The sequence below is a fragment of the Cupriavidus yeoncheonensis genome (genome assembly GCF_905397275.1).
Classification (GTDB): Bacteria; Pseudomonadota; Gammaproteobacteria; order Burkholderiales; family Burkholderiaceae; genus Cupriavidus; species Cupriavidus yeoncheonensis.
Genome location: NZ_CAJPUY010000023.1, coordinates 89819 through 110673 on the forward strand (window position 1 = coordinate 89819; position 20855 = coordinate 110673).

Here is a 20855-nt window from a genome sequence, read left to right on the forward strand (position 1 = left end):
GACAGGACTCATCGCTCATCTCCAATTTATAATCTTGGCTATATTTTTGGCCTATCCCGAGACCCGATGCAACAAGCAGATCGGGGGGGCGGGAAAACCACGACAAGACATAAGGTGCCGGGAAGTCATGACAAGAGCAAAGGTGCTGGCAGCGCTGGATGGCCAGCCTGGATTCGTCCCTCCGCGATATACCCGTGCAGGGCGGACAACGGACGCCCTGTTGCGCGCGGGGCGTGAACTGCTATCCGAGCGGGCACTGGACAGCGTAACCATCCAGGAGATATGCGCGGCAGCCTGCGTGACGACCGGGGCCTTCTACGGCAGGTTCGACAGCAAGGAATCGTTCTTCCGCGCAATGCAGGCCGTGGCGGAGGAGGACGCGCGTAGCGCGATGCAAGCGCGGCTGGCGGCGCTGAAGGAGGGGGAGTGGACGTTGGAGACCGGGATCCACGCGCTGCTGGCCGAGTTGCGGCGCGTCGTACGGCGCCACCAGGGCGTGCTGCGAGCAACGATCCTGGAAGCCCGCGGCACTACATGGCCGCGCATGAAGGCAGGGCGGTATGCCTTCATCGAGGAGGCGGTGCCTGTACTGCTGCGCCTGTATGAAGGCGCCGACCCACAGCTGGTGGAGCGGCGTATCCATGTCGCCTTCCAGTTCGCCATTGGGAGCATCGTCAATGCGATGCTCAACAATCCCGGGCCGCTGCGACTGGAGAGCCGGGAGTTCGACGAAGAACTGGCGCGGGCGTTCCGCGCTTACCTGAGCGCCTGAATTGCCTGGGGAGGGCGGGAAAGTCGGTTCAGAAGCTGGCAGTATTCCGCCAGTCCTGGCGAAAATCCCTTGCACAGATGAGGGGTAGCGATCGAACAGTCGGGCAATCTGCGCAAGGTGTCACCTTTGCGCCAGCGCTCCCACATTAGTGCTTTTTGAGTCTCGGTGTAGTAGATCCGCCGTCTTTGTTTCATTTGCAGCACCCATCAGGCACGAGGATAGGCCCGACCAGGCGTCTTGCCCCTCGAAACAAGAGGGGCAAGACGCTCGTTCATCAGCGGTGGCCGTCGCGGTCCCACAAGCGCGCGAGATTTGCCTCCGCACGCTGGCGCAGCTTGTACTTCTCCACCTTGTTGGTCAGGGTCAGTGGCAGTTCGTCGACGAATTCCACGAAGCGGGGGACCATGAACTTGCTCATGTTGGCGCTGCAGTATTTGATCAGCGCTTCGCAAGACAGCGTCTGGCCCTCGTGCAGGATCACCGTGGCGGCGACTTCGTCCTCCGTGAACTCGGAGCGCACGGGATAGACCGCTACCTGCCGGATCGCCGGGTGAGTCTGCATGATCGTCTCCACCTCGTAGGCGGAAATGTTCTCGCCCCGCCGGCGGATGGCGTCCTTCTTGCGATCCGTGAAGTAGAGATAGCCATCCGCGTCGAAATAGCCCCGGTCGCCGGTATGGAACCAGCCATTCAGGTGGGCGGCGACCGTCGCTTCCGGCATCTTGTAGTAGCCCAGCGGAGTCGCCCAGGGCTGCTCGACGCGCAGCAGGATCTCGCCCGGGGAGCCCGCGGGCACGTCGAAGTCGTCATCGTCCACCACGCGCACGTTCACGGTGTCGCGCGGCAGGCCGGCGCTGAAATACTTTTCCGGTGGGGTGTCCAGCGGCCTCCAGGTCGCGGCGCAGTAGTCGCTCAGCGCGTAGCCGCTCAGTACCCGGAGTCCGAACCGCGCTTCGAAGTCGTGGACGAATGCAGGCACCGGCGCCAGCGTACAGACGCGGACCTGGTGGTCGCGGTCGCCGGGGCCGGGAGGCTGTGCATACAGGAAATTGGCGACGGCGCCGATCGAGCTGAACCGCGTGACGCCCGCGGCGCGCACATCGCTCCAGAACCGGCCGGCGGAGAAGCGGCGCGCGAGCGCGACGGTCGTACCGGCCATCAGCGCGGTCGTCACGCCTATCAGCAGGGCATTGGCGTGAAAGAGCGGCAGGTAGACATAGTCGACGTCGCCCGCCTGCACATGCCGGAACCGTATGGTCTGCTCGCCCCAGAAATGCGTGCAGGCATGGGTGAGCATGATCGCTTTAGACGGGCCAGTCGTTCCCGAGGTGTATAGCAGGTAGGCGAGGTCGTTGAACCGGGCGGGGCTGTCGAAGGGGGCGTCGGAGGCGCAATCGCGCGGGAATGCCTGGACGTCGATCCCGGTTCCTGCAAGACGCGCGCGCGTGGGCTGCGCGTCGCCGAGGATGATGAGACGGCTGAGCCCGGGCAGATCGCCTGCCACTTGCACGATTTCCTCCGCCAGTGCCTCGGATACGACCACCGACGAGCAGTCGGCATGGTCGAGGTAGTAGCGCAGCAGCTGACCCTTCGCGGCGGTGTTGATGGGCACCGAGACGGCCCCGGCCTTGCCGAGCGCGAAGTAGCTGAGGACCTGTTCCGGGCAGTTCTCGAACATCACTGCGACGTGGTCGCGGTACCCGATCCCCATGTCGCGGAATGCATGCGCGAGGCCATTGGTTTCGCGCTCCAGTTCGCCGTATGTATAGCTGCGACCATCGGGCATGTCGCGCAGGAATAGCTTGTCGGCGGACAGCGCTGCCCGCCGTGCAAGGATTGCAGACATTGTCCAGTCCTGGATCTCCCCGAACACCGTGCCGATGTCGATAGTCGCCTGCATAGCTTCCTCCGCTGTTTGTCTGACGCACGATTGTCTCGGCGGAGAGGGCGTTTGCGACTAGCCGGATCGGCTAGTGACGGGTGATGGGGGACAACATTGGCCGAGCCTTCAACGTTCCGTCTAGATTGAAATGAGAGATTTTCCACCCCCCCCACGACAGGGGGCGGGCAGCGGGGCGGCGGCGGACAATGATGAAAGGTCCCTCTGCCACGCGCAGCGCATCGAGTCAGGATTCCGTGTCCCATAGCGATGTATCCGCCGCAGTGCCGGCGCAGTCCATCGGCCGCGCCATCGAGGCCGTGCCCAGCACCAAGCTGGTTCCCCCGCGCCCTGCGCGCCGGCTGGTCCCGCGCGATGCCTTGCAGGAGCGCCTGCTGGCCGTGCGACGCCAGCGTTGCGTGATCGTGCAGGGCCCGGCCGGCAGTGGCAAGACCTCCACGCTCGTTGCGTGGCGCCAAAGACTGCTTGCGCTGGACTTCGACGTGGCGTGGCTGACCGTCGCCGCCGAGGACAATGAGCTGACTCGCTTCTTCGGCGCCTTGCTGGCCTCGTTCGCGATGGTCGATGCCACCGTGGTGCGCGAGGCGGCCCTGCTGGTCGGTCGCGATCACAGCAAGGCGGTGTTGGAGCGCTGCATCATCACGGTGGTCCACGCCATCGCGGGCCGCGCGCGCGACTTCGTGCTGATGATCGACGACGCGCACTGCCTCGAGGAACCGCGCAGCCACCAGGTGCTGCAATGGCTGGTCGACTACGCGCCGCCCAATCTTCACCTCGTCTTCGCCATCCGCAGCGTGCTCCCGCTGTCGCTTGCGCGGCTGCGGGCGCAGGGCCAGGTGAGCGAGTTCGACCTCAGGGACCTGCGCTTCTCCCCTGAGGAATCCGAGCGCTTCCTGCGCGATCACCTCGGTCGCATCGACCGCAGCGATGCGGAGATGCTCCACCAGCTGACCGACGGCTGGGTGGCCGGCCTGCAGCTTTTTGCGGTCGACCTGAAGACGCGCAGTGGCACGCGCTATCCGCGCGTCCAGGTGCGCGACGCGACCGCCTTCGCCAGCTACTTCGAGCGCGAAGTCCTGGTGAACCTCGCGCCGGACGATCTCGACCTGCTCAGCCGCGCTGCCATCTGCAACCGCTTCTGCGCCTCGCTGTGCGCCACGCTGATGCAGCAGCCGCACGCCGTAGCGAGCATGACCTCGCGGCTGGCGCGGCTCGACAGCGATAGCCTCTTCATCAGCCAGATCAGCGGCGCCAACCAGGAGGCGTGGTACAGGCTCCATCCCCTGCTGCGCGAGGTGCTGCTGGGCAGGCCCGGCCATCACGACGCGGGCACACGGCAGGCGCTGCACAAGGCGGCGTGGCGCTGGTTCGAGCTGCGCGGCCACCTCGACGAGGCGGTGCGCCATGCGGTGCAGGCAGGCGAGGCGCATGCCGCTGCGGAAGTATTGGAGGGCTGCGCCATCGACCTGATGGGACAGGGCGAACTGGTCCAGCTTGCCGGCATCATGCGCCAGTTGCCGGAAGAGGAAGTGCGGCCGCGCATCCAGTTGCGCATGGTGACCGCCTACCTGTGCATGTATGCGCGCGACCTCGACGCGCTCCAAGTGGCGCTGGCGAGCCTGGAGGCGGATCAGGACACCATGCCGGCGCGCGAACGCTTCGCCGTCTGCCTGCTGCGGGGCGCGTCCGCCATGCAGCGCGACGACACCGAGACCGTGCGCGCGATGCGGCCCGACATCGAAGTCATTCCGCACGACGCGCAGGGCTTTGCCTTTGCGGGCCGCGCTCACCTGCTGGCCTGGTCGCACATGTACGACGGCCACTTCGAGCGCGCGCGCGCGATTCTGCGCGAAGCCGCCCCCCACAACGTCACCTCGGCGCGCCGCCTGGTCAGCCTTGCCCTGGAAGGAATGAGCCTGACGCTGGAAGGCCACATGATTCGCGCCGGGCACCTGCTGCGCGAAGTGCAGCGAGGATGCGCGCTGCAGGGCGCGGCCTCGGTGGACGCTGCGGGGCTGGCGGACGGCCTGCTCGGCGAGACGCTGTACGAAGCCAACGAGCGCGAAGCCGTCTGCCAGTTGCTGGAGCCCCGCCTCGATGTGCTGGAGCGCATCTCGGGCCCCGACGCCGCGTTGCGCGCCCTGGTCGCGCTGTTCCAGGCCCACTGGACGCTCGGCCGCCGCACCGAGGCGCTGGCCTGCCTCGCGCGGCTGGAAGCCTATGCCACTCGCAACGGGCAGGAACGCGCGCAGGCTCATGCGCTGGCGCTGCGCCTGCGCGTCCATCATGCGCGGGGCGAGACGACGCAGGCCATGGCCGTGCTGGAACGGCTGGTGGCGCTGGGCACCCTCCACGCCCGTGCGCGGCAGGGCGCCCCCGCCGAGATCCGCCGGGTCTGCGAACAGGCGCGGGTCGAAGCCTGCCTTCACTGGCAGGACTTCGATGGCGCCGTGTCGCGTTGCCTGCCGCTGTTGGTGCTCACGGCCTCGGTGGGCCGCTGGGCCGGCGTGGCAACGCTGCACATGATGCTAGCAGTGGCCGAAGCCGGGCGCGGCGACCGCAAGGCAGCGCGACGGCAGGCATTCAAGGGCCTGCGCCTGGGCCACCGGCTCGGACTGGCCCGCAGCCTGCTTGACGCGTCAGCGGGCGTCGCGACGTTGCTGGAAGACCTGCTCGACGACGGCGCGCCGGACCCGGTGCTGGCGTTCTATATCCGACGTCTGCTCGACGCGCGCATGAGGGAGGCACCTCCGTTGCGCCCGGCCTGCGGGGAAGACCGAGCCGACCTGCTCAATGCGCGCGAGCGGCAAGTGCTGGAACTCGTTGCCCAGGCCATGCCGAACAAGAAGATCGCCCGCGTGCTCGGCCTCACGACGCACACAGTCAAGTGGCACCTGCGCAAGATCTACGGAAAGCTCGGAGTCTCGGAGCGGGACGAAGCGGTGGCCCGCATGCGTGATCTCGCGTTGTCCGCACAGCCGACCTCGCCAATCCGGCTAGTGAACTGAGCGTCCCGGGGGACCAAGATGTGTTATCCGGCACGGCCCCGCATGGGCGCTGTGCGCCGGAGAGTCCGACACATCGACAAGGAGCCTGCCAGTGGACGTCATCCGCAACGTCTTTCGTGAAGACCATGAAATGCTTCGCCCCACCGCGCGGCGATTCTTCGAACGTGAGTGCGCGCCGCGCCAGGCCGAGTGGGACCAGGCCGGCCGGACCGACCGCGAGACCTGGCTGAAGGCTGGCCGCGAGGGTCTGCTGTGCGTCTCGGTGCCCGCCGAATATGGTGGCGGCGGTGGCGACTTCGGCCACTCGGCCATCGTCATGGAGGAGATGCACCGCGCCGGCATCTCCGGCGCGGGGTTCTCCATCCACTCCGACATCATCGCGCCGTACATTGCCCGGCTTGGCACCGAGGCGCAGAAGCACCGCTGGCTGCCGTCGATCTGCGCGGGAGAGACGATCATGGCGGTCGGCATCACCGAGCCCGGCTGCGGCTCCGACGTGAAGGCCTGCCGTACGACCGCCGTGCGCGACGGCGACGAGTACGTCATCAACGGCAGCAAGACCTTTATCAGCAACGGGCTGAACTGCGACATGATCATGCTGGTCACCAAGACCGACCAGTCCGCCGGCGCGAAGGGGGTGAGCCTGATCATGGTCGAAGCCGACCGCCCGGGCTTCCGGCGTGGCCGCAAGCTGGAAAAGATCGGCCAGCCCGGTGCCGACACCGCCGAACTGTTCTTCGACAACGTCCGCGTGCCGGTGGAAAACCTGCTCGGCGAGGAGAACATGGGCTTCTCGTACCTGATGCAGGAATTGCCGCAGGAGCGCCTCCTGATCGCGCTGTACTCGGCCATCGCCATCGAGCGGCTACTACAGGTCACGGTGGACTACGTCAAGGACCGCAAGGCGTTCGGTGGCACGGTGTGGGATTTCCAGAACACCAAGTTCAAGCTCGCCGACATCAAGGCGCAAGCCGTCGCGGTCCGCACGATGGTCGACTACTACATCGGCGAGCACATGAAGCGCCGCCTGACCGTGCAGGAAGCCGCCATTGCAAAGCTGTTCGCCACCGAGACCATGGGGAAGTGCATCGACGAAATGGTGCAGATGCATGGCGGATACGGCTATATGCGCGACTACGCGATCGGGCGCGCGTTCACCGACTATCGGGTCTCGCGCATTGCGGGTGGCGCAAGCGAAGTCATGCGCGACCTGATCGCGCGCAAGCTGTAATCCATCACTCCACACACGGAACATCATGAGCGAAAAGACATTAGTCGCGGGCGTGGGCATGACACCCTTCGTCAAGCCGGGCACGAGCCAGCCATATTTCGAGATGGGCGCAGACGCCGTGCGCGCGGCGCTGGCCGATGCCGGGATTGGCTACGACCAGATTCAGGAAGCCTATGCCGGCTACGTCTACGGCGACTCCACATGCGGCCAGACCACGCTCTACGAGGTCGGCATGACGGGCATCCCGGTGGTCAATGTGAACAACAACTGCTCGACGGGCTCGACGGCGCTGTATCTGGCGCGCAAGGCGGTCATGTCGGACGAGGTGGATTGCGCGCTGGCGGTCGGCTTCGAGCAGATGCAGCCAGGTGCGCTGAAGATGCACTGGGACGACCGCCCGCCGCCGCGCGTGCGTTTCATGCCGGTATTGCATTCGCTGACGCCAGGTCTCGAGCACCTCGGCCAGTCGCTGCGTACCTTCGGCGGCGCGGGGCGTGAGCACATGGAGAAATACGGCACGCGAATGGAGACCTTCGCCCGCGTGCGCGCGAAGGCGAGCCGGCATGCCGTCAACAATCCACTGGCAATCTTCCGCCGGCCCTTGTCGGTGGAGGAAATCATGGCCGACACCGTGATCGTTCCGGGCGTGATGACGCGATGGATGGCCTGCCCGCCGACGTGCGGGGCGGCCGCGGCGGTGATCGTGTCGGAGAAGTTCGCCCGCCGGCACGGCCTGCGCACCGACGTGCAGATCCTGGCGCAGGCGCTCACTACCGACCCGCCGGAGGCATTCGATCCGCCGTCGATGCTGAGCTGGGTCGGCTCGCACATGACGCGCGCGGCCGTCAGGCAGGTCTGGGAGAAGGCCGGCGTCGGCCCCGATGACATCGACGTCTGCGAGCTGCATGACTGCTTCGCGCAGAACGAGGTCATCCTGTATGAGTCGCTCGGCTTCTGTCCGGAGGGTGGGGCCGAGAAATTTGTGCAGGACGGCGACAACACCTATGGCGGCAAGGTCGTGACCAATCCATCGGGCGGGCTCCTGTCCAAGGGCCATCCGCCGGGCGCGACGGGCCTCGCGCAATGCTACGAGCTGACCAACCAGCTCCGTGGCAACGCCGACAAGCGACAGGTGGAGGGCGCGCGGCTGGCGCTGGCGCACAACCTGGGGCTGGGCGGGGCCTGCGTGGTGACGCTGTACGGCAAGCACTGACCGGCCCCCCGGCAAGCCGGGACCAGCCATCGTGACACGAGGTCCCGGCGATACAACACTTCCAATACAGGAGGAGACACCCATGACACGTCGTTCCCGCATTCGCCTGCTGGCGCTCGCGCTGGCCGTCTCGCTACCCGGCTGGGCTGACGGCTGGATTCCCGGCGTTGGCGCGGCCCATGCCGAGATCTGGCCTTCACGGCCGATACGCTTCCTCGTGCCGCTCGGCCCGGGCAGCAGCTCCGACTCCAGCGCGCGGCTCCTTGCCAGGTTTGCCGGAGAAGAACTGGGGCAACCCGTCGTCGTGGAGAACAGGCCCGGCGCGGACTCCCTTGTAGCGGTGCAGGCGCTGCTGTCCGCACCGGCGGACGGGTACAGCATCCTGATGATCTCGCCGAGTTCGATGATCATCAACCCGCTGATCAACGCCTCCCTGTCCTATGAGCCGCTGCGCGACCTGCGCCCGGTGGCCGGCATGATGCGCGTCGGGGCCCTGCTCGTGACCGGGGGCCAGTCCCGCTTCCACACGTTGGCCGACGTGCTGGCCGAGGCGAAGCAGGCGCCGGGGGCGGTCAGCATGGGCAGCTACAGTGCCTACTACCGGCTCGGGGCATTGCGCATGCAGCAGATAGCGCAGGTGACGTTCAACCAGGTGACCTACAAGACCGCGGCACCGCTGCAGGCCGACGTGATCGGCGGGGCGGTGGATGTGGCGCTGGTCGATATCGGCGGGGCGATGCCGCTGATCGCTTCCGGCAAGCTGCGTCCGCTGGCGGTGGCCAGCAAGGCACGAAGCCGCGCGCTGCCCGCCGTGCCGACGGTTGCCGAAGCCGGACTGAAGCAGTTCGAGATGTCCGGGTGGACCGCCATCGGCGTGGCCGCGAAGACACCGGAGAATGTCGCGCAGTCACTCGAAGCTGCCGTGACCAAGGCGATGAAGCGGCCGGAGTACATCAGGTTCCTGACGGAGAACATGGGGGCTGACGTGTTTGCCGCATCGGGGAAAGAGGTCGGGGCGCTGGTCGAAGCGGAAATCACGCACTATCGGCCGTTTGCCCAGCAGTTGCAGGCGGCGCAGCGCTAAGCGGGTGGCCGGTCTCCGAGGCATTGGGGGCCGGAGACCGCCGGTCGGTCGCGCGGGTTTCCCCGCAAGAGCGGGGGCCCGATTCCCGGGAGGCGGCTGGCCAACGCCCGCCTTTCCCTGCCACCATCAGCGCGGCGCCATGCGGATCCCGCCGTCCAGGCGGATGCTTTCGTCCGTTGAAGCAGGCGGTCGTCACCACATTTCGGCCGCGGCGGCAAACTCGCAGGATTGCTGACGCGCTTCCGAAACGGCACGGAGGCGGCCAGCGCTGCGCGGACATCCTCCGGAGCGCCGGCCATGAGCGGTGAGTTACCGGCACGGCCCGGCCCGGCCGCCCACACGGACCACAATCCGGCGCGGGCGGGGGCGTCGTAGTGCGGGAAGGTCATCGACGGGCGGACTGATCTCAGGAAGTGGACAACGCCTTCCGCTCCTCTCTGTCCTGCTCCTCCTGCAACACCCGCCACAGGATCTTCCCGGTCGCCGTCTTGGGCAGTGCCTCGACGATTTCCACGATCCGGGGCACCTTGTACGCGGCAATCTGCTCGCGGGCCCATGCGATCAGGTCGTCGGCCTTCACCGTCCCGCGCGCCGCCGGACGCAGCACGATCAACGCCTTGGGCGTCTCGCCCCGGTGCGGATCGCGCGCCGAGATCACGCACGCTTCCTGCACGGCGGGATGACCGTAGAGTGCCAATTCAATCTCCGCCGGCCACACCTTCAGGCCGGAACTGTTGATCATCCGCTTGAGGCGGTCGGTCACGTAGAAATAGCCGTCGTCGTCCTGATATCCCAGGTCGCCGCTGCGCAGGAAGCGCTTGCCGTCGATCTCGATATGCGTCTCGGCCGTTGCCTCGGGCTTGTTCAGGTAGCCCGCGAACAGCGTGGGGCCATGCATGACGATCTCGCCCGGCTGGTCCGGCCCGAGTTCTTCGAGCGTCACGGGATCGATGATGCGCACGTCGCAGTTGATCACCGGCACGCCGGCGCACTGCCGTCGCGCAGCCTGTGGCGGATTGCTGAGCGCGAGACCGCAGAACTCGGTCATGCCATAGCTTTCCAGGAAGACGAGACCGAGCCGCTCCTGGATTTCACGGGCGAGGGCGTCCGGCATGGCCGCTGCGCCGCCGTACAGCCGCATCAGGGAAGAGAGCGCGTGCGCCGCGTCGTCGGCGGCGCCGAGCACTTCCGACAGCATCGTCGGCACGGTCGGCCAGGAGCGGATGCGCAGGCGATGGATCAACTCGACGGCAGCCTTCGCATCCCACCTGGCGAGCATCACCAGCGTGCGGCCGATCCGGCCGGCCTGCAGCATCACCCGCATGCCGGCGAGATGGCTGGCCGGAAGGGCCAGCAGTTCGTCCTCGTCCTCCCTGTCGTCCTGCCAGTGCGCGCGGTGCGCGAGCGTATAGCAGAAGTTCCGGTGGGACAGCATCGCGCCCTTTGGCTTGCCGGTGGTGCCGGAGGTGTACCCGATCACGGCAAGGTCCTCCCCCTTCGCCTGCGCCGGCGCCGGCTGAGCGCCGGCAGCCAGCGCGGCGGCCATGTCGTGGCAGCGGGGATGCGGCATGGCCCGTCGCGGCTCGCGCACGATGGCGGGAAGTTCAAGCCAGGGGGACGCCTCCGGCGGGGCCGCGAAGTCCGACAGCGCGCCGACGACACAGGCATCCAGCGTCCCGTCGTCCATCAGCGTTACCGCGCGGCCAGCCACGTCCTGTGTGGCCACCAGCACGCGGGCGCCCGAGTCGGCGGCGAAGTAGGCGATTTCGTCCGGCGTGCTCATCGGGTTCAGCGCCACCACGACCGCGTCGCAACGCATCACGGCGTAGAACGAGGCATAGAACTGAGGACAGGTCTGCATCAGCAACAGCACGCGGTCACCGCGCCGCACGCCAAGGCGTTGCTGCAGGTAGCCCGCCAGTGCCACCGCAGCCGCCTGCATCTCGCGGAACGTGGTCGGCTTGCCGTAGAAGATTGCGGCTGGCTTGTCCGGCAGCCGCGCCGCCGAATCTTCGAGGTGGGAGAACAGATTGCAGTCTGCTACATCCAGCGTGCGCGGGGCCCCGGGGGGCCAGTGCGCAAAATGTCGGGTCAGTCGGGGCATGGGCGGGTGTGTGCAGTGGTTGAGATCAGGCGATGGCGACGATCGCCTCGCCGACAATCTTCTGTTCGCCGTTCTGGTTTGCGCAGACCATCTCGACGCGCAGTCGCGCTTCGCCGTTCTCCTCGAATCGCTCGCTGACCCGGCCCGTGCAATGGGGCGCGTCACGCAGGTGCGTGATGCCAGTGAAGCGCATCTTCAGGGAGCGCAGGCGATCCTGTCCCGCCCAGTTTGTCACCAGGCGGCCCAGATAGGCGGCGGACAGCATGCCGTGGGCAAATACGTCGCCAAGGCCCGCCTCGCGCGCATAGTCGGAATCGATATGCAGCGGGTGGTGGTCGCCGGAAGCGCCGGCATAGATGGCGAGAGTGCGCCGGCTGATGGGGGAGACCCGCAGTTCGGGGATGTCGTCGCCCGGCTGCAGTTCGGCCAGCGTTGCGTGATGGGCGAGATTCGTCGTGGTCGTCATGAGGTCTCCGTCAGATCTGGCGCTGGACGAGCACAGAGCGCGCATCGGCCACGTGCGTGCCGTCCTGGTTGATGATGCGGGTGCCCTTGACAAGGAATTCGAGGGCGCCGCCCTTCTTGTCGTAGACATCGACGATGCGGGGTTCGTAGGTCAGGGTATCGCCTGCGTGGATGGGTGCGTGAAAGTCGTATTGCTGCTCGGCGTGCAGCACACGCGAGGGCTCCACGCGGGCCAGTGCGAGCAGGTCGAAGGTATTGAACAGCCAGCCTTCCATGCAGGAGACGAAGGTCGGCGGGACGCGCAGCGAGGGGAGCCCCGCCGCGCGGGCGGCGGCGAGGTCGTGGTAGGACGGGTCGGTCTCGCCGATGGCCCGCGCGTACCAGCGCACGGCCCATTCCTCCACCTTGATGCTGCGCTGCCCGAAGCTGTGGCCGATCAGGTTCTTGTCGAGCATGACATGTCTCCGGTCAGTCAGGCGGCGGCGGGGATGACGCCATCGAGCGTGGCGTTCGGCGTGGCGCGACGCACGAGGTCCGGCACCAGCGCGCCCAGTTCGGCCACCTCCCACCGGCCAGGCTTCTCGATGTGCGGACCCGCGTGCCAGCCTTCGGCGACCGTGATGCGGCCACCACGGCTGCCGAACACGCGGCCGGTGACGTCTGCGGATTCGGTGCTGCCGAGCCAGACCACCAGCGGCGCGACGTTGGCCGGGTCGAGGGCCTCGAAGCCAGTCACGGCATTGACGACGGGGTTAAGCCGGCCGCTCTTGATCAGGTGCTCGGTGTGGCGGGTCGTGCCGCTCGGGTAGATGGTGTTGACCGTGACGCCATAGCGGCCCAGTTCCGTCGCCGCGACGTTCGACATGCAGGCGATGCCCGCCTTCGCGGCGCCGTAGCAGGTCTGGCCTACGTTGCCGAACAGGCCGGCCGAGGACGAGGTGTTGATCACGCGGGCCGCGCGCTGACGGCCGGCCTTGGATTCGTCGCGCCACCAGGCGGCGGCGTGGCGCATCGGCGCGAAGGTGCCGCGCAGGTGCACCCGGATCACGGCGTCCCAGTCCTCCACCTCCATATTGACCAGCATGCGGTCACGGATGATCGCGGCATTGTTGACCAGCACGTCAATGCTGCCGAAGTTCTCGATGGCCGACTGGATCATGCGCTTCGCGCCGTCCCAGTCGGCCACGTCGTCGTTATTGGCCACGGCCGTGCCACCCATGGCGCGGATCTCTTCGACGACCTGCTGCGCGGGTCCTGCGGCAATCTCGCTGCCATCCGGTGATGCGCCGAGATCGTTGACGACCACTTTCGCACCGTGGCGAGCGAATTCCAGGGCATATTCGCGGCCGAGGCCACGGCCGGCGCCAGTGATGACGACCACGCGGTCCTTGCAGAGTTGTTGCATCGATACTCCTTTCGAAACAGATGTTGGATAAAAGCGGTCCAGTCGAATCGGGACGGACGGTTCGATTATTTCGGGAGGGGGCGCGGTTGCCACTAGCCGGATAGGGCAGTGCGCAACCGGGCGTGCCGCGTGGCGGGGTGAGGCTCCCCTCGAATGCGACACGCGGCCACTAACGCCCCGCGTGTCCTCCCTCGCGACCATCTCTGCGGGGGGCGGTGGCCAGCCTGTGCTGGAGCAGGCATTCGGGGTCATCGCTGAGGATGATGTCCAGACCGTCGACGTCGGTGCGGGAGATGCAAGCTCCTCGGTGTCCCGTATTGTCAAATGACCGTCCCAAAAGATCAAATGCAGGACGGCGTATTCGTCAATACTTCCTTGCAAGCCTCCCCCCAGTGAATGATTCGCCTGCCCAGTGCGCCGTAGTACCGCCGGTGCAGGCGTCAGTGAAGCCTGAAAGGCCTTCCACAGCGCGGGAGCCCCGGACCCTTCGTAGATGCTCTTCCTGTCGATACCATGAACTTTCTTGACGGACACCTGTTCCCCGAAAACCAGCAACCGCTGATCATCACGGCTGCGCCTTACGCTCCCTCGTGGATGCCGTCGGACTTTCCCGAGGACATCGCCGTCACCATGGAGGAGCAAATCCAGAAGGCGGTGGATTGCTACAACGCGGGTGCCACCGTACTGCACCTGCATGTACGGGAGCTCGATGGCAAAGGCTCCAAGCGTCTGTCCAAGTTCAATGAGCTGATCGCTGGCGTGCGGGCCCGGGTACCGGAGATGATCATCCAGGTCGGCGGCTCGATCAGCTTTGCTCCGGAAACGGAAGGCGCGGCTGCAAAGTGGCTCTCGGACGACACGCGCCACATGCTGGCCGAACTCGACCCGAAGCCCGACCAGGTTACGGTTACCGTCAATACGTCGCAGATGAACATCCTCGAGCAGTTTGATCATCGCGACATCGTGGGCAGTTCAATGGAAGACCCGGTGGTCTTCAATGCCTACAAAGAGATGACTGTGCCGGCGCAGCCGGGCTGGGTCGAGGAGCACGTCCGTCGGCTGAGCGCGGCAGGGATCCAGAGCGCGTTCCAGTGCTACAACATCAACAGCTTCGAGTCTGTGGAACGACTGATGCGCCGCGGGATCTACAAGGGACCGCTGGTCCTGAACTGGGTCGCGATTGGCGGGGGCATGGACTCACCGAGTATCTACAGCCTGGCCAACTTCGTGCGCGCCGTGCCGGATGGCGCTGTGTTGACGGTGGAAAGCTCGGTACTCAACGTGCTCCCGGTGAACACGTTTGGGATTGCGATGGGGCTGCATGTTCGCTGCGGCACCGAAGACACGCTCTGGAACCAGACCCGTACCGAGAAAATGGGTACGGTGGCCCAGATCGAGCAACTGGTGCGTATCTCGCGAGAGATGAGTCGCCCGATCGCGACCGCCCAGCAAGCGCGCGAAATGTGCAAGATCGGCGTGTTCTATGACACGGTGGAGGAAACACTGCAGGAAAACGGCTTCGCGCCCAATCGCAAGGGCGCGCAACAAGGCTTCCTGAAGAAGGTGGCCTGACCCAGCGTCAGTCCTGGGGAGGCTTCGCCTCCCCAAAGCACAGTTCTCGCGCACCAGTCGCGCGATCTTCCGGACGGGCCATGCTGGCGACCGTCCGGCTTCGGCGTGGCATTTCAGGTAATGGAACCATGAACAACCCAGAGACTCTTTCCCTTGTCATTGGCGGCGAGCAGACGGTGATCCGCATGTATCACGCCCTCGACCGACGAGACTATCCTGGTACATCCGAGTGCTTCATGCCGGATGGCATTTGGGATCATGGCACTCATGCACTGCTCGGGCCAGAACAGATCCTTGCTTCCCTGAGCAAGCGGTCCGCAACGCTGTTCACTCGACACTATGTCAGCAATTTTATTGTCCTGGAGCATGGCGGATCAGTGGCCAAGGTGGCCTTCGGCCTGACCGTCTATCGCTCCGACACGGGGGCAGCGCCAACGCTCCCCGTGGACAAGGTGGTGCCGGCCCTGCTGGCTGACGTGGAATGCGAGCTGGCATGCAATGACCGTGGAGATTGGCTCATCAACCGCCTCGCACCTCGGATCACCTTCGCCGCGCGCGCCGCGTCCTGACGCCCGGCGTAGGCGGCCACACGAGCTTGTCCATCGTGACCAGCGCCGCGCGCCTGCGCGAGCGCACCGAACGTTTGTCCGCGCGACCATCGGTGCGCGGCATGCCCGTTCGAGCGGCGTTTCCGGTGCTATGCGCTGCAAACCTGTGCCTCACGAGCAGATCGTCGCAAGCCCACGCCGACTGATGTTAGCTGGCGCCGGCGTTCAGATCGTCCGCCTGGTCGGCGGGAAATCTCTCGAGCGTCACGAGCCTTGAGGTGTCGACCACATCACCGTTGAATGCATCGGAAGTCAAAGTTTCCGACGCTTGCTGGCGATGTACGTCGTGTGTCACGAAGCCGATGTCGCGGCTTGGAATGGCAAACCAGTCGGGGTTGCCAAGCGAGCGGCGGATGTCCTCCAGCCCGCCCTCCCAATGCTCGCCAAGCGTGTCGGTGCTGAACTCGTAGTCCTTGTAGTGTCCCTCGAAGGCCTTGTTCTTGTAGATCAGGTGGACCACATTGACCGCACGGCCACCCGCGACTTCCCGCGCCTTGCGCATGAGCGGATGGCTCTGGCGCACTTCCTCCGGCACGTGTTCCAGTAGCTGCTTGATGAGACCGGCGTGCCTCTGCTCTGCTTCGAGAAAGGTGGTAATCGCCCGGGTCCGGCTCGAGTACTGGATATCCTTGGTCCGCTCCGAGATGTCAAGGAAGTTGCCCGGCAGCCTGCCACGCGAGCTCCACAGATCCACCTGGAATATCAGTGTGTCCTTGTGCTGCGATTCCCTGACGATCTCAGTGAGCGGCGTGTTCGAGACGAGGCCGCCGTCCCAATAGTATTCGCCATCGATTTCAACTGCGGGGAACCCCGGCGGCAGCGCGCCCGATGCCATGAAGTGCTCCGGCTTCAGGCGCATCTTGGTATTGTCGAAATAGATCAGGTTCCCTGTGCGGACATTGACCGCCCCCACGGAAACCCGAATATCGCCGTCGTTGATACGATCGAAGTCGGCGTACTTGAGCAGCGTGGCGCGCAAGGCGGCCGTATCGTAAAAGCTCACCTGGCTTGGCTCTTTAGGTATCAGCCCCGCGCCATGCAGGAGCGAGCGCGGCGTAAAGAACCCCTTCTGGCCTTCCGCCAGCGCGCGGCTGGCGGCCCACATGCTCGACCACTTGCGCGCAATATCCTTGAAACCCAATGTCGCCGGCCACCAGGCGCCCACGTGACCGATCAGGTCCGCAGGCTGGCAAATGGTGTTCCAGAAGCCGCTCAATGCTTCCACGCCGTCTTCAGGCGCGTTGCCTGCGATGATGGCCGTATTCAATGCACCAATCGAAATTCCCGAGATCCAGGTGGGCCTGATGCCAGCTTCGGCCAGACCTTGATAAACGCCTGCCTGATAGGAGCCGAGTGCGCCGCCTCCCTGCAGGACCAATCCGATTTCGTCATAGGGGGGCAACTCTAGCTGATGGTCGCGATTGATTCTGCTGGTTCCGCTGCGGCGCACGTCTGACTCCTTGTATTTATTGCATGAACCAGCCGTGACTCACCACGACCGACTGCCCCGTCAACGCCGCCGACTCGAATCCGGCCAGGAAGGCAACCGTTCTGGCCACGTCAGCCACAGTCGTGAATTCCCCGTCCACGGTCTCCTTGAGCATCACGTTCTTGACGACTTCCGCTTCCGAGATTCCGAGGGCCTTGGCCTGCTCTGGAATCTGCTTGTCGACCAACGGCGTGCGGACAAAGCCCGGACACACCACGTTGGCGCGCACGCCGCGCGGGCCGCCTTCCTTCGCGACAACGCGGGCAAGGCCAAGGAGCCCGTGCTTAGCTGTCACATAGGCCGACTTCAGCTTCGATGCCTCATGTGAGTGAACCGAACCCATGTAGATAATGGAACCACCCTTGCCTGCCGCGTACATATGCCGGATGGCAGCTTTCGTCGTCAGGAAAGCGCCGTCCAGGTGAATGGCCAGCATTTTCTTCCAGTCCGAGAATTCGTAGTCTTCAATCGGATTGACAATCTGGATGCCGGCATTCGACACCAGCACATCGATGCTGCCGAGCTTGCTGACCGTTTCCTCGATGCCGGCGTTGACCGCGGCTTCGCTCGTCACGTCCATCGACACAGCAATTGCCTTGCCGCCCTCAGCGACGATCGCATCCGCGACTTTCTGCGCATTCTGCAGATTCAGGTCGGCGATGACGACGGCGGCGCCATCCTGAGCCAGCTGGCGTGCGCATTGTTCACCAATACCACTTGCTGCGCCGGTAACGAGTGCGACTTTTCCTTGCAATGACATGGTTGCTCCTTGCGGGGTTACTGGTTGACGACAAGCCTCGGGGCCTGTGCAGGCGCGAGGTAATCAAACGCGACTTCGCCGATATCAAGCGTGAGATTGGTAATGACATGCCTCGCGCCAATGATCTTCCTGACCGGAAGCTCGGCAACGGGCGCCAGCGCGTGCGGGTGGAGTTCCAGCGCGGCGGGTCCTTCCCAGGCGCCGAGCACCGTCACGTCCTTCAGATAGAAACGGACCAGTTCGCAGATCCGCGGCGAGCCATCGACGTGCGGGATCACCTTGAGCAGGTAGTTCGGCGTATCCGCCAGCTTCCGGCGTTCGGCCTCGATATCGAGCGGGCGGAATTTATAACCCATGGTGCCGGTCGCGATCCGCTGCGTCCCATAGTCAACGGTGCCAAGCAGCGTATCGTTACCATCAATGGTCAGGCGGGGCGAGGCGAGCTTCTTCGGAAACCCCCAGATTTCACGGCCGCCGGCGATCGGTCCTTCATCATCCAGGTACATCGAATGCGTGTAGTTGCCCTTCTGGCCCGAGTCATCGATGACGGAAATCACCTGGCCGCTCTCCGTGTAGTCACCGAATCCGGAGGAGTCCGGCATGCGGATGAACTCGTAGTGGACCAGCGCCGAATCGACCGTCAAGGGCTCGGGCACGACCGCTCGCAGGGCATCCAGGTCAGTTTCGTAGGTAATGATCAGGTATTCGCGATTGAGGAATCGGAAAGGCGGACGCGGATACGAGGGGCTATGCAGAGGCATTGCAAAAGCGTTCTTACGGATGTCATCTATTTTCACGAGGATCCCTGTAAGTTGTGGAGTCATCACAGTTCGATAACTTGATTGCCTCAGCCAGACATGGGGCTGATTCCTGCGCAGGCATCGCTCAGTGGCGGACTGCCTTGCCTGGCTTTGCGCGGCGACGTTGCTGTGACGAATACAGCAGATTTGTCGCAGCGCAGCATCCAGTTGGACGATCCTACGGGTTTTCCATTAGCAATGAAAGTGCGCAGAGCGGAATGGATTGTTTCACCAGAAGGACAAAGGACATGCGACATGAGGCACACCAGAGTGAACGACCGGGCGGCGCTGGGCGGCATCTTGTTCGTATTGCAGGCCGGGATTGCGTGGCAAGACTTGCCGCAGGAACCAGGCTTCGGCAGTGGCATGGCTCGCTGGCGTTGCCTTCACGATTGGCAGGCCGACGGCAGTCGTGACCGGTGCCTATCGGCACGACTCGGTGGTCCTCAAAGACCTGGTCGATGCAATACCAGCGGTGCCTGATCTGCGCGACCGCGAAGCAGGGCAGGTCGATCTGGTTCGCGCGGCGGTCGAGCGCGAGGCGGTGGTTGTGGTCGGCCGCAATGCGCGCTATTGGCGCACGGGACTCGGCCATAGCCGCCTATGCTGCCACGGTCGGGGCGCTTGCTCTGATGCGTCTCGTCGACGACGAGGCGTTGCGAGTGAAACTCGAGACGCGGTCGCCAATGCAATGCCTTCCCCTCCTGAGAAACAGATGACGGCTGGCGCTATGGAGCCGCCGCTGTCACAGGCGTGATGGCGAAGCCGAGGTCAGCGGCGCGGCGGCGCAAAGCGGCGATGGAGCGGTGGCGCTGCTGCTCCTCGTACTTCTGCTGACCTTGATCGACGAAGGCCTCGCCGCGCGTGAGCATGAAGTACACCATGCGGGCGAGCTTGTGGGCGACGGCGGTATTGGCGCGCGGCTTGTCCATGCGCGCGCACAGGCGCCGGTAAAAGGCGCCCAGCGCCGAACGATTGCGCGAGAGACTCATGGCCGCGAGTTTCAGCGCCTGGCGCACCCGGTTGGTCGAGCGTCGCGTGCGCGCCGACAGGACCTTGCCACCGCTGATCTTGGTGCCCGGACATAGTCCCAGCCAGGAACAGAAGTGCTTGACGTTGGCGAAGCGGCGCAGGTCCGGCCCGATCTCCGACAGCACCGTCAGCACGGAGGTGATCGCCAGGCCGTTGATGCGCGTCAGGTCCACGCCGGCCCAGCGCGCCAGCGCGGTACGCAAGTCGAAGGCCGGAGTGTTTTTGCCGGCACGCTTGCCCGGCCCGCTGAGATTGGCCTCGTGGGATCCTAACGGCGCCAGCAGCGCCTGGAGCTTGGCATCGCATTCGGCCATGCGTTGTGCGAGGCTGTCGTACATGGCCAGCGACTGCGCCAGCACGAAGAGGTGCTCCTCACGCCAGTTTCCCGTCAGTGCGCGCTGGATGTCGACCACGCTGGCCTTGACGCGGCTATGGCGGTGCTGCGCCAGGACCGCGGGGTCGCGCTGGCCGGCCACGATGTCGCGGATGATGGCTTGCCCGGTCATGCCCATCACGTCGGTAAGCACTTCGGTGAGCTGAAGGTTCATCTGCACTAGCGCCTTTTGCATGCGCTGCACCCAGCAAGCTTGCTCGGTGAGCAGCACTTCGCGCTGGCGCACCACCGCGCGCACGACACACACCTCGTCGTCGGGGCGGAACGCGCCGCGCAGCAGCCCCAGGCTCATCAGCTTTTGCAACCACTGGCAGTCGAGCACGTCGCTCTTGCGCCCGGGCACGTACTTGAGCTGCCGCGCATCGACCAGCCAGACCGTCAGGCCGCGCTGCTCCAGCACCTCATACACGGGGATCCAGTAGACCCCGGTGGATTCCAGCGCCACGGTGTCCACGCCGCACGCCAGCAGCCAGTCAGCCAGCGCGTGCAGATCGTCGGTCATCGCGCCGAACTCACACACCGGCTCGCAGCCGGCATGTTCGGCCAGATGCCGCGGCACCGCCGCCCAGTGGCTCGACGCGCCCACGTCGATCCCTGCCGCATTGGGAAACACGACCTCGTCGTCTCGCTTGCGTATGGTCATGGCTTGCTCCACCATCGTTGATGAACGGCAGCGCCATGGGAAGCGTCGAGAATCGACTCGATCTCCTGAACGGGATGCGCATCGCTGCGCTCACCACTGTCGGCGACGATTCCCGGACCAGGCTCTTAAGCGGGCTCGCTCCACGGCATGCCACGCCGTGGGTGCGCACCATTGGTGCGTCGGTCATCGCAGCGCTGCCGTTCACTGGTATAGCCAATCCCCGTTTCTCCGCCCACGGCGGGCCCGGCCAAGGGACCTCAAAGGCTCTCAAGAAACAGAAGTGAAGGTGGTTGTGTTCATGTGGCCACCTCTATCGGATTGACCTGGAACCCGAGGGCCGTGGCCCGGCGTTTGAGCGCGGCAATACTGCGCTGG

The 20855-nt window shown here is 65.2% G+C and carries 17 protein-coding genes and 2 pseudogenes; 9 read left to right on the forward strand and 10 right to left on the reverse strand.

The genetic code is table 11. The features are described 5' to 3' along the window. The first annotated feature begins 127 nt into the window (after positions 1-127). Positions 128-772, forward strand: coding sequence for a TetR/AcrR family transcriptional regulator (locus KHO22_RS26295; protein ID WP_211950105.1), 645 nt, complete (start codon positions 128-130; stop codon positions 770-772). On the opposite strand, the pseudogene KHO22_RS32640 reads toward KHO22_RS26295, so the two are convergent. Together KHO22_RS32640 and KHO22_RS26300 are read right to left on the reverse strand one after the other, a co-directional pair. Further along, positions 746-966, reverse strand: a pseudogene (locus KHO22_RS32640) (IS30 family transposase); the annotation flags it as partial. The gene KHO22_RS26295 and the pseudogene KHO22_RS32640 sit on opposite strands and share 27 nt — an antisense overlap. 80 nt (positions 967-1046) lie before the next feature. Further along, a complete protein-coding gene (locus KHO22_RS26300; protein WP_211950106.1) occupies positions 1047-2672 on the reverse strand; it encodes an ATP-dependent acyl-CoA ligase in 1626 nt (541 codons plus the stop codon). A 236-nt stretch (positions 2673-2908) separates the two neighbouring features. Here KHO22_RS26300 and KHO22_RS26305 point away from each other — a divergent pair, with 236 nt between their 5' ends. The 4 genes from KHO22_RS26305 (at position 2909) to KHO22_RS26320 (ending at position 9208) form a co-directional block, all read left to right on the forward strand. Then, complete coding sequence (locus KHO22_RS26305; RefSeq protein ID WP_230427029.1) at positions 2909-5680, forward strand: winged helix-turn-helix domain-containing protein; 2772 nt, start codon at positions 2909-2911, stop codon at positions 5678-5680. 91 nt (positions 5681-5771) lie between these two features. After that, positions 5772-6911: an acyl-CoA dehydrogenase family protein gene (locus KHO22_RS26310; RefSeq protein WP_211950107.1), complete on the forward strand. Its 1140-nt coding sequence runs from the start codon at positions 5772-5774 to the stop codon at positions 6909-6911. Positions 6912-6936: 25 nt separating this feature from the next. Beyond that, positions 6937-8124: a lipid-transfer protein gene (locus KHO22_RS26315; RefSeq protein WP_211950108.1), complete on the forward strand. Its 1188-nt coding sequence runs from the start codon at positions 6937-6939 to the stop codon at positions 8122-8124. 82 nt (positions 8125-8206) lie between these two features. Beyond that, positions 8207-9208, forward strand: coding sequence for a tripartite tricarboxylate transporter substrate binding protein (locus KHO22_RS26320; protein WP_211950109.1), 1002 nt, complete (start codon positions 8207-8209; stop codon positions 9206-9208). 406 nt (positions 9209-9614) lie between these two features. Here the strand turns inward: KHO22_RS26320 and KHO22_RS26325 are convergent, their stop codons facing one another. From KHO22_RS26325 to KHO22_RS26340, 4 genes are read right to left on the reverse strand one after another with little or no spacing between them, the layout of a single operon-like run. Next, positions 9615-11312 (reverse strand): AMP-binding protein, encoded by a 1698-nt coding sequence (locus KHO22_RS26325; RefSeq protein WP_211950110.1) that lies wholly within the window; start codon positions 11310-11312, stop codon positions 9615-9617. A gap of 25 nt (positions 11313-11337) precedes the next feature. Beyond that, entirely contained in the window at positions 11338-11778 is a 441-nt protein-coding gene (locus tag KHO22_RS26330) for a MaoC family dehydratase (RefSeq protein WP_115216407.1), read from the reverse strand. 10 nt (positions 11779-11788) lie between these two features. After that, positions 11789-12232 carry a MaoC family dehydratase N-terminal domain-containing protein gene (locus KHO22_RS26335; RefSeq protein ID WP_211950111.1) on the reverse strand — a complete coding sequence of 148 codons (444 nt, stop codon included), beginning with the start codon at positions 12230-12232 and terminating at the stop codon, positions 11789-11791. Positions 12233-12249: 17 nt separating this feature from the next. Next, positions 12250-13182: an SDR family oxidoreductase gene (locus KHO22_RS26340; RefSeq protein WP_211950112.1), complete on the reverse strand. Its 933-nt coding sequence runs from the start codon at positions 13180-13182 to the stop codon at positions 12250-12252. Between the two features lie 513 nt (positions 13183-13695). Between KHO22_RS26340 and KHO22_RS26345 the strand changes: the two genes are divergently transcribed. Continuing rightward, positions 13696-14754, forward strand: coding sequence for a beta-keto acid cleavage family enzyme (locus tag KHO22_RS26345; RefSeq protein WP_211950113.1), 1059 nt, complete (start codon positions 13696-13698; stop codon positions 14752-14754). Between the two features lie 128 nt (positions 14755-14882). Next, positions 14883-15323 (forward strand): nuclear transport factor 2 family protein, encoded by a 441-nt coding sequence (locus KHO22_RS26350; protein WP_230427030.1) that lies wholly within the window; start codon positions 14883-14885, stop codon positions 15321-15323. A gap of 187 nt (positions 15324-15510) precedes the next feature. On the opposite strand, the gene KHO22_RS26355 is transcribed toward KHO22_RS26350, so the two are convergent. The 3 genes from KHO22_RS26355 to KHO22_RS26365 are packed head-to-tail and all read right to left on the reverse strand — an operon-like array spanning position 15511 to position 18408. After that, entirely contained in the window at positions 15511-16812 is a 1302-nt protein-coding gene (locus KHO22_RS26355) for a DUF3734 domain-containing protein (protein WP_211950115.1), read from the reverse strand. A gap of 16 nt (positions 16813-16828) precedes the next feature. Further along, the gene (locus tag KHO22_RS26360; protein WP_211950116.1) at positions 16829-17611 is read right to left on the reverse strand and encodes a 3-hydroxybutyrate dehydrogenase; all 783 of its coding nucleotides are present in this window, start codon (positions 17609-17611) and stop codon (positions 16829-16831) included. A 17-nt stretch (positions 17612-17628) separates the two neighbouring features. Beyond that, entirely contained in the window at positions 17629-18408 is a 780-nt protein-coding gene (locus tag KHO22_RS26365; protein WP_211950127.1) for an acetoacetate decarboxylase, read from the reverse strand. Between the two features lie 270 nt (positions 18409-18678). Here KHO22_RS26365 and KHO22_RS32645 point away from each other — a divergent pair. After that, positions 18679-18831 (forward strand): annotated as a pseudogene (locus KHO22_RS32645) (transposase); the annotation flags it as partial. Between the two features lie 308 nt (positions 18832-19139). On the opposite strand, the gene KHO22_RS26375 reads toward KHO22_RS32645, so the two are convergent. Next, positions 19140-20480, reverse strand: coding sequence for an IS110 family RNA-guided transposase (locus tag KHO22_RS26375; RefSeq protein WP_211950117.1), 1341 nt, complete (start codon positions 20478-20480; stop codon positions 19140-19142). Positions 20481-20500: 20 nt separating this feature from the next. On the opposite strand from KHO22_RS26375, the gene KHO22_RS26380 reads away from it, so the two are divergent. After that, entirely contained in the window at positions 20501-20764 is a 264-nt protein-coding gene (locus KHO22_RS26380; RefSeq protein ID WP_211950118.1) for a hypothetical protein, read from the forward strand. The last annotated feature ends 91 nt before the right edge of the window (positions 20765-20855 follow it).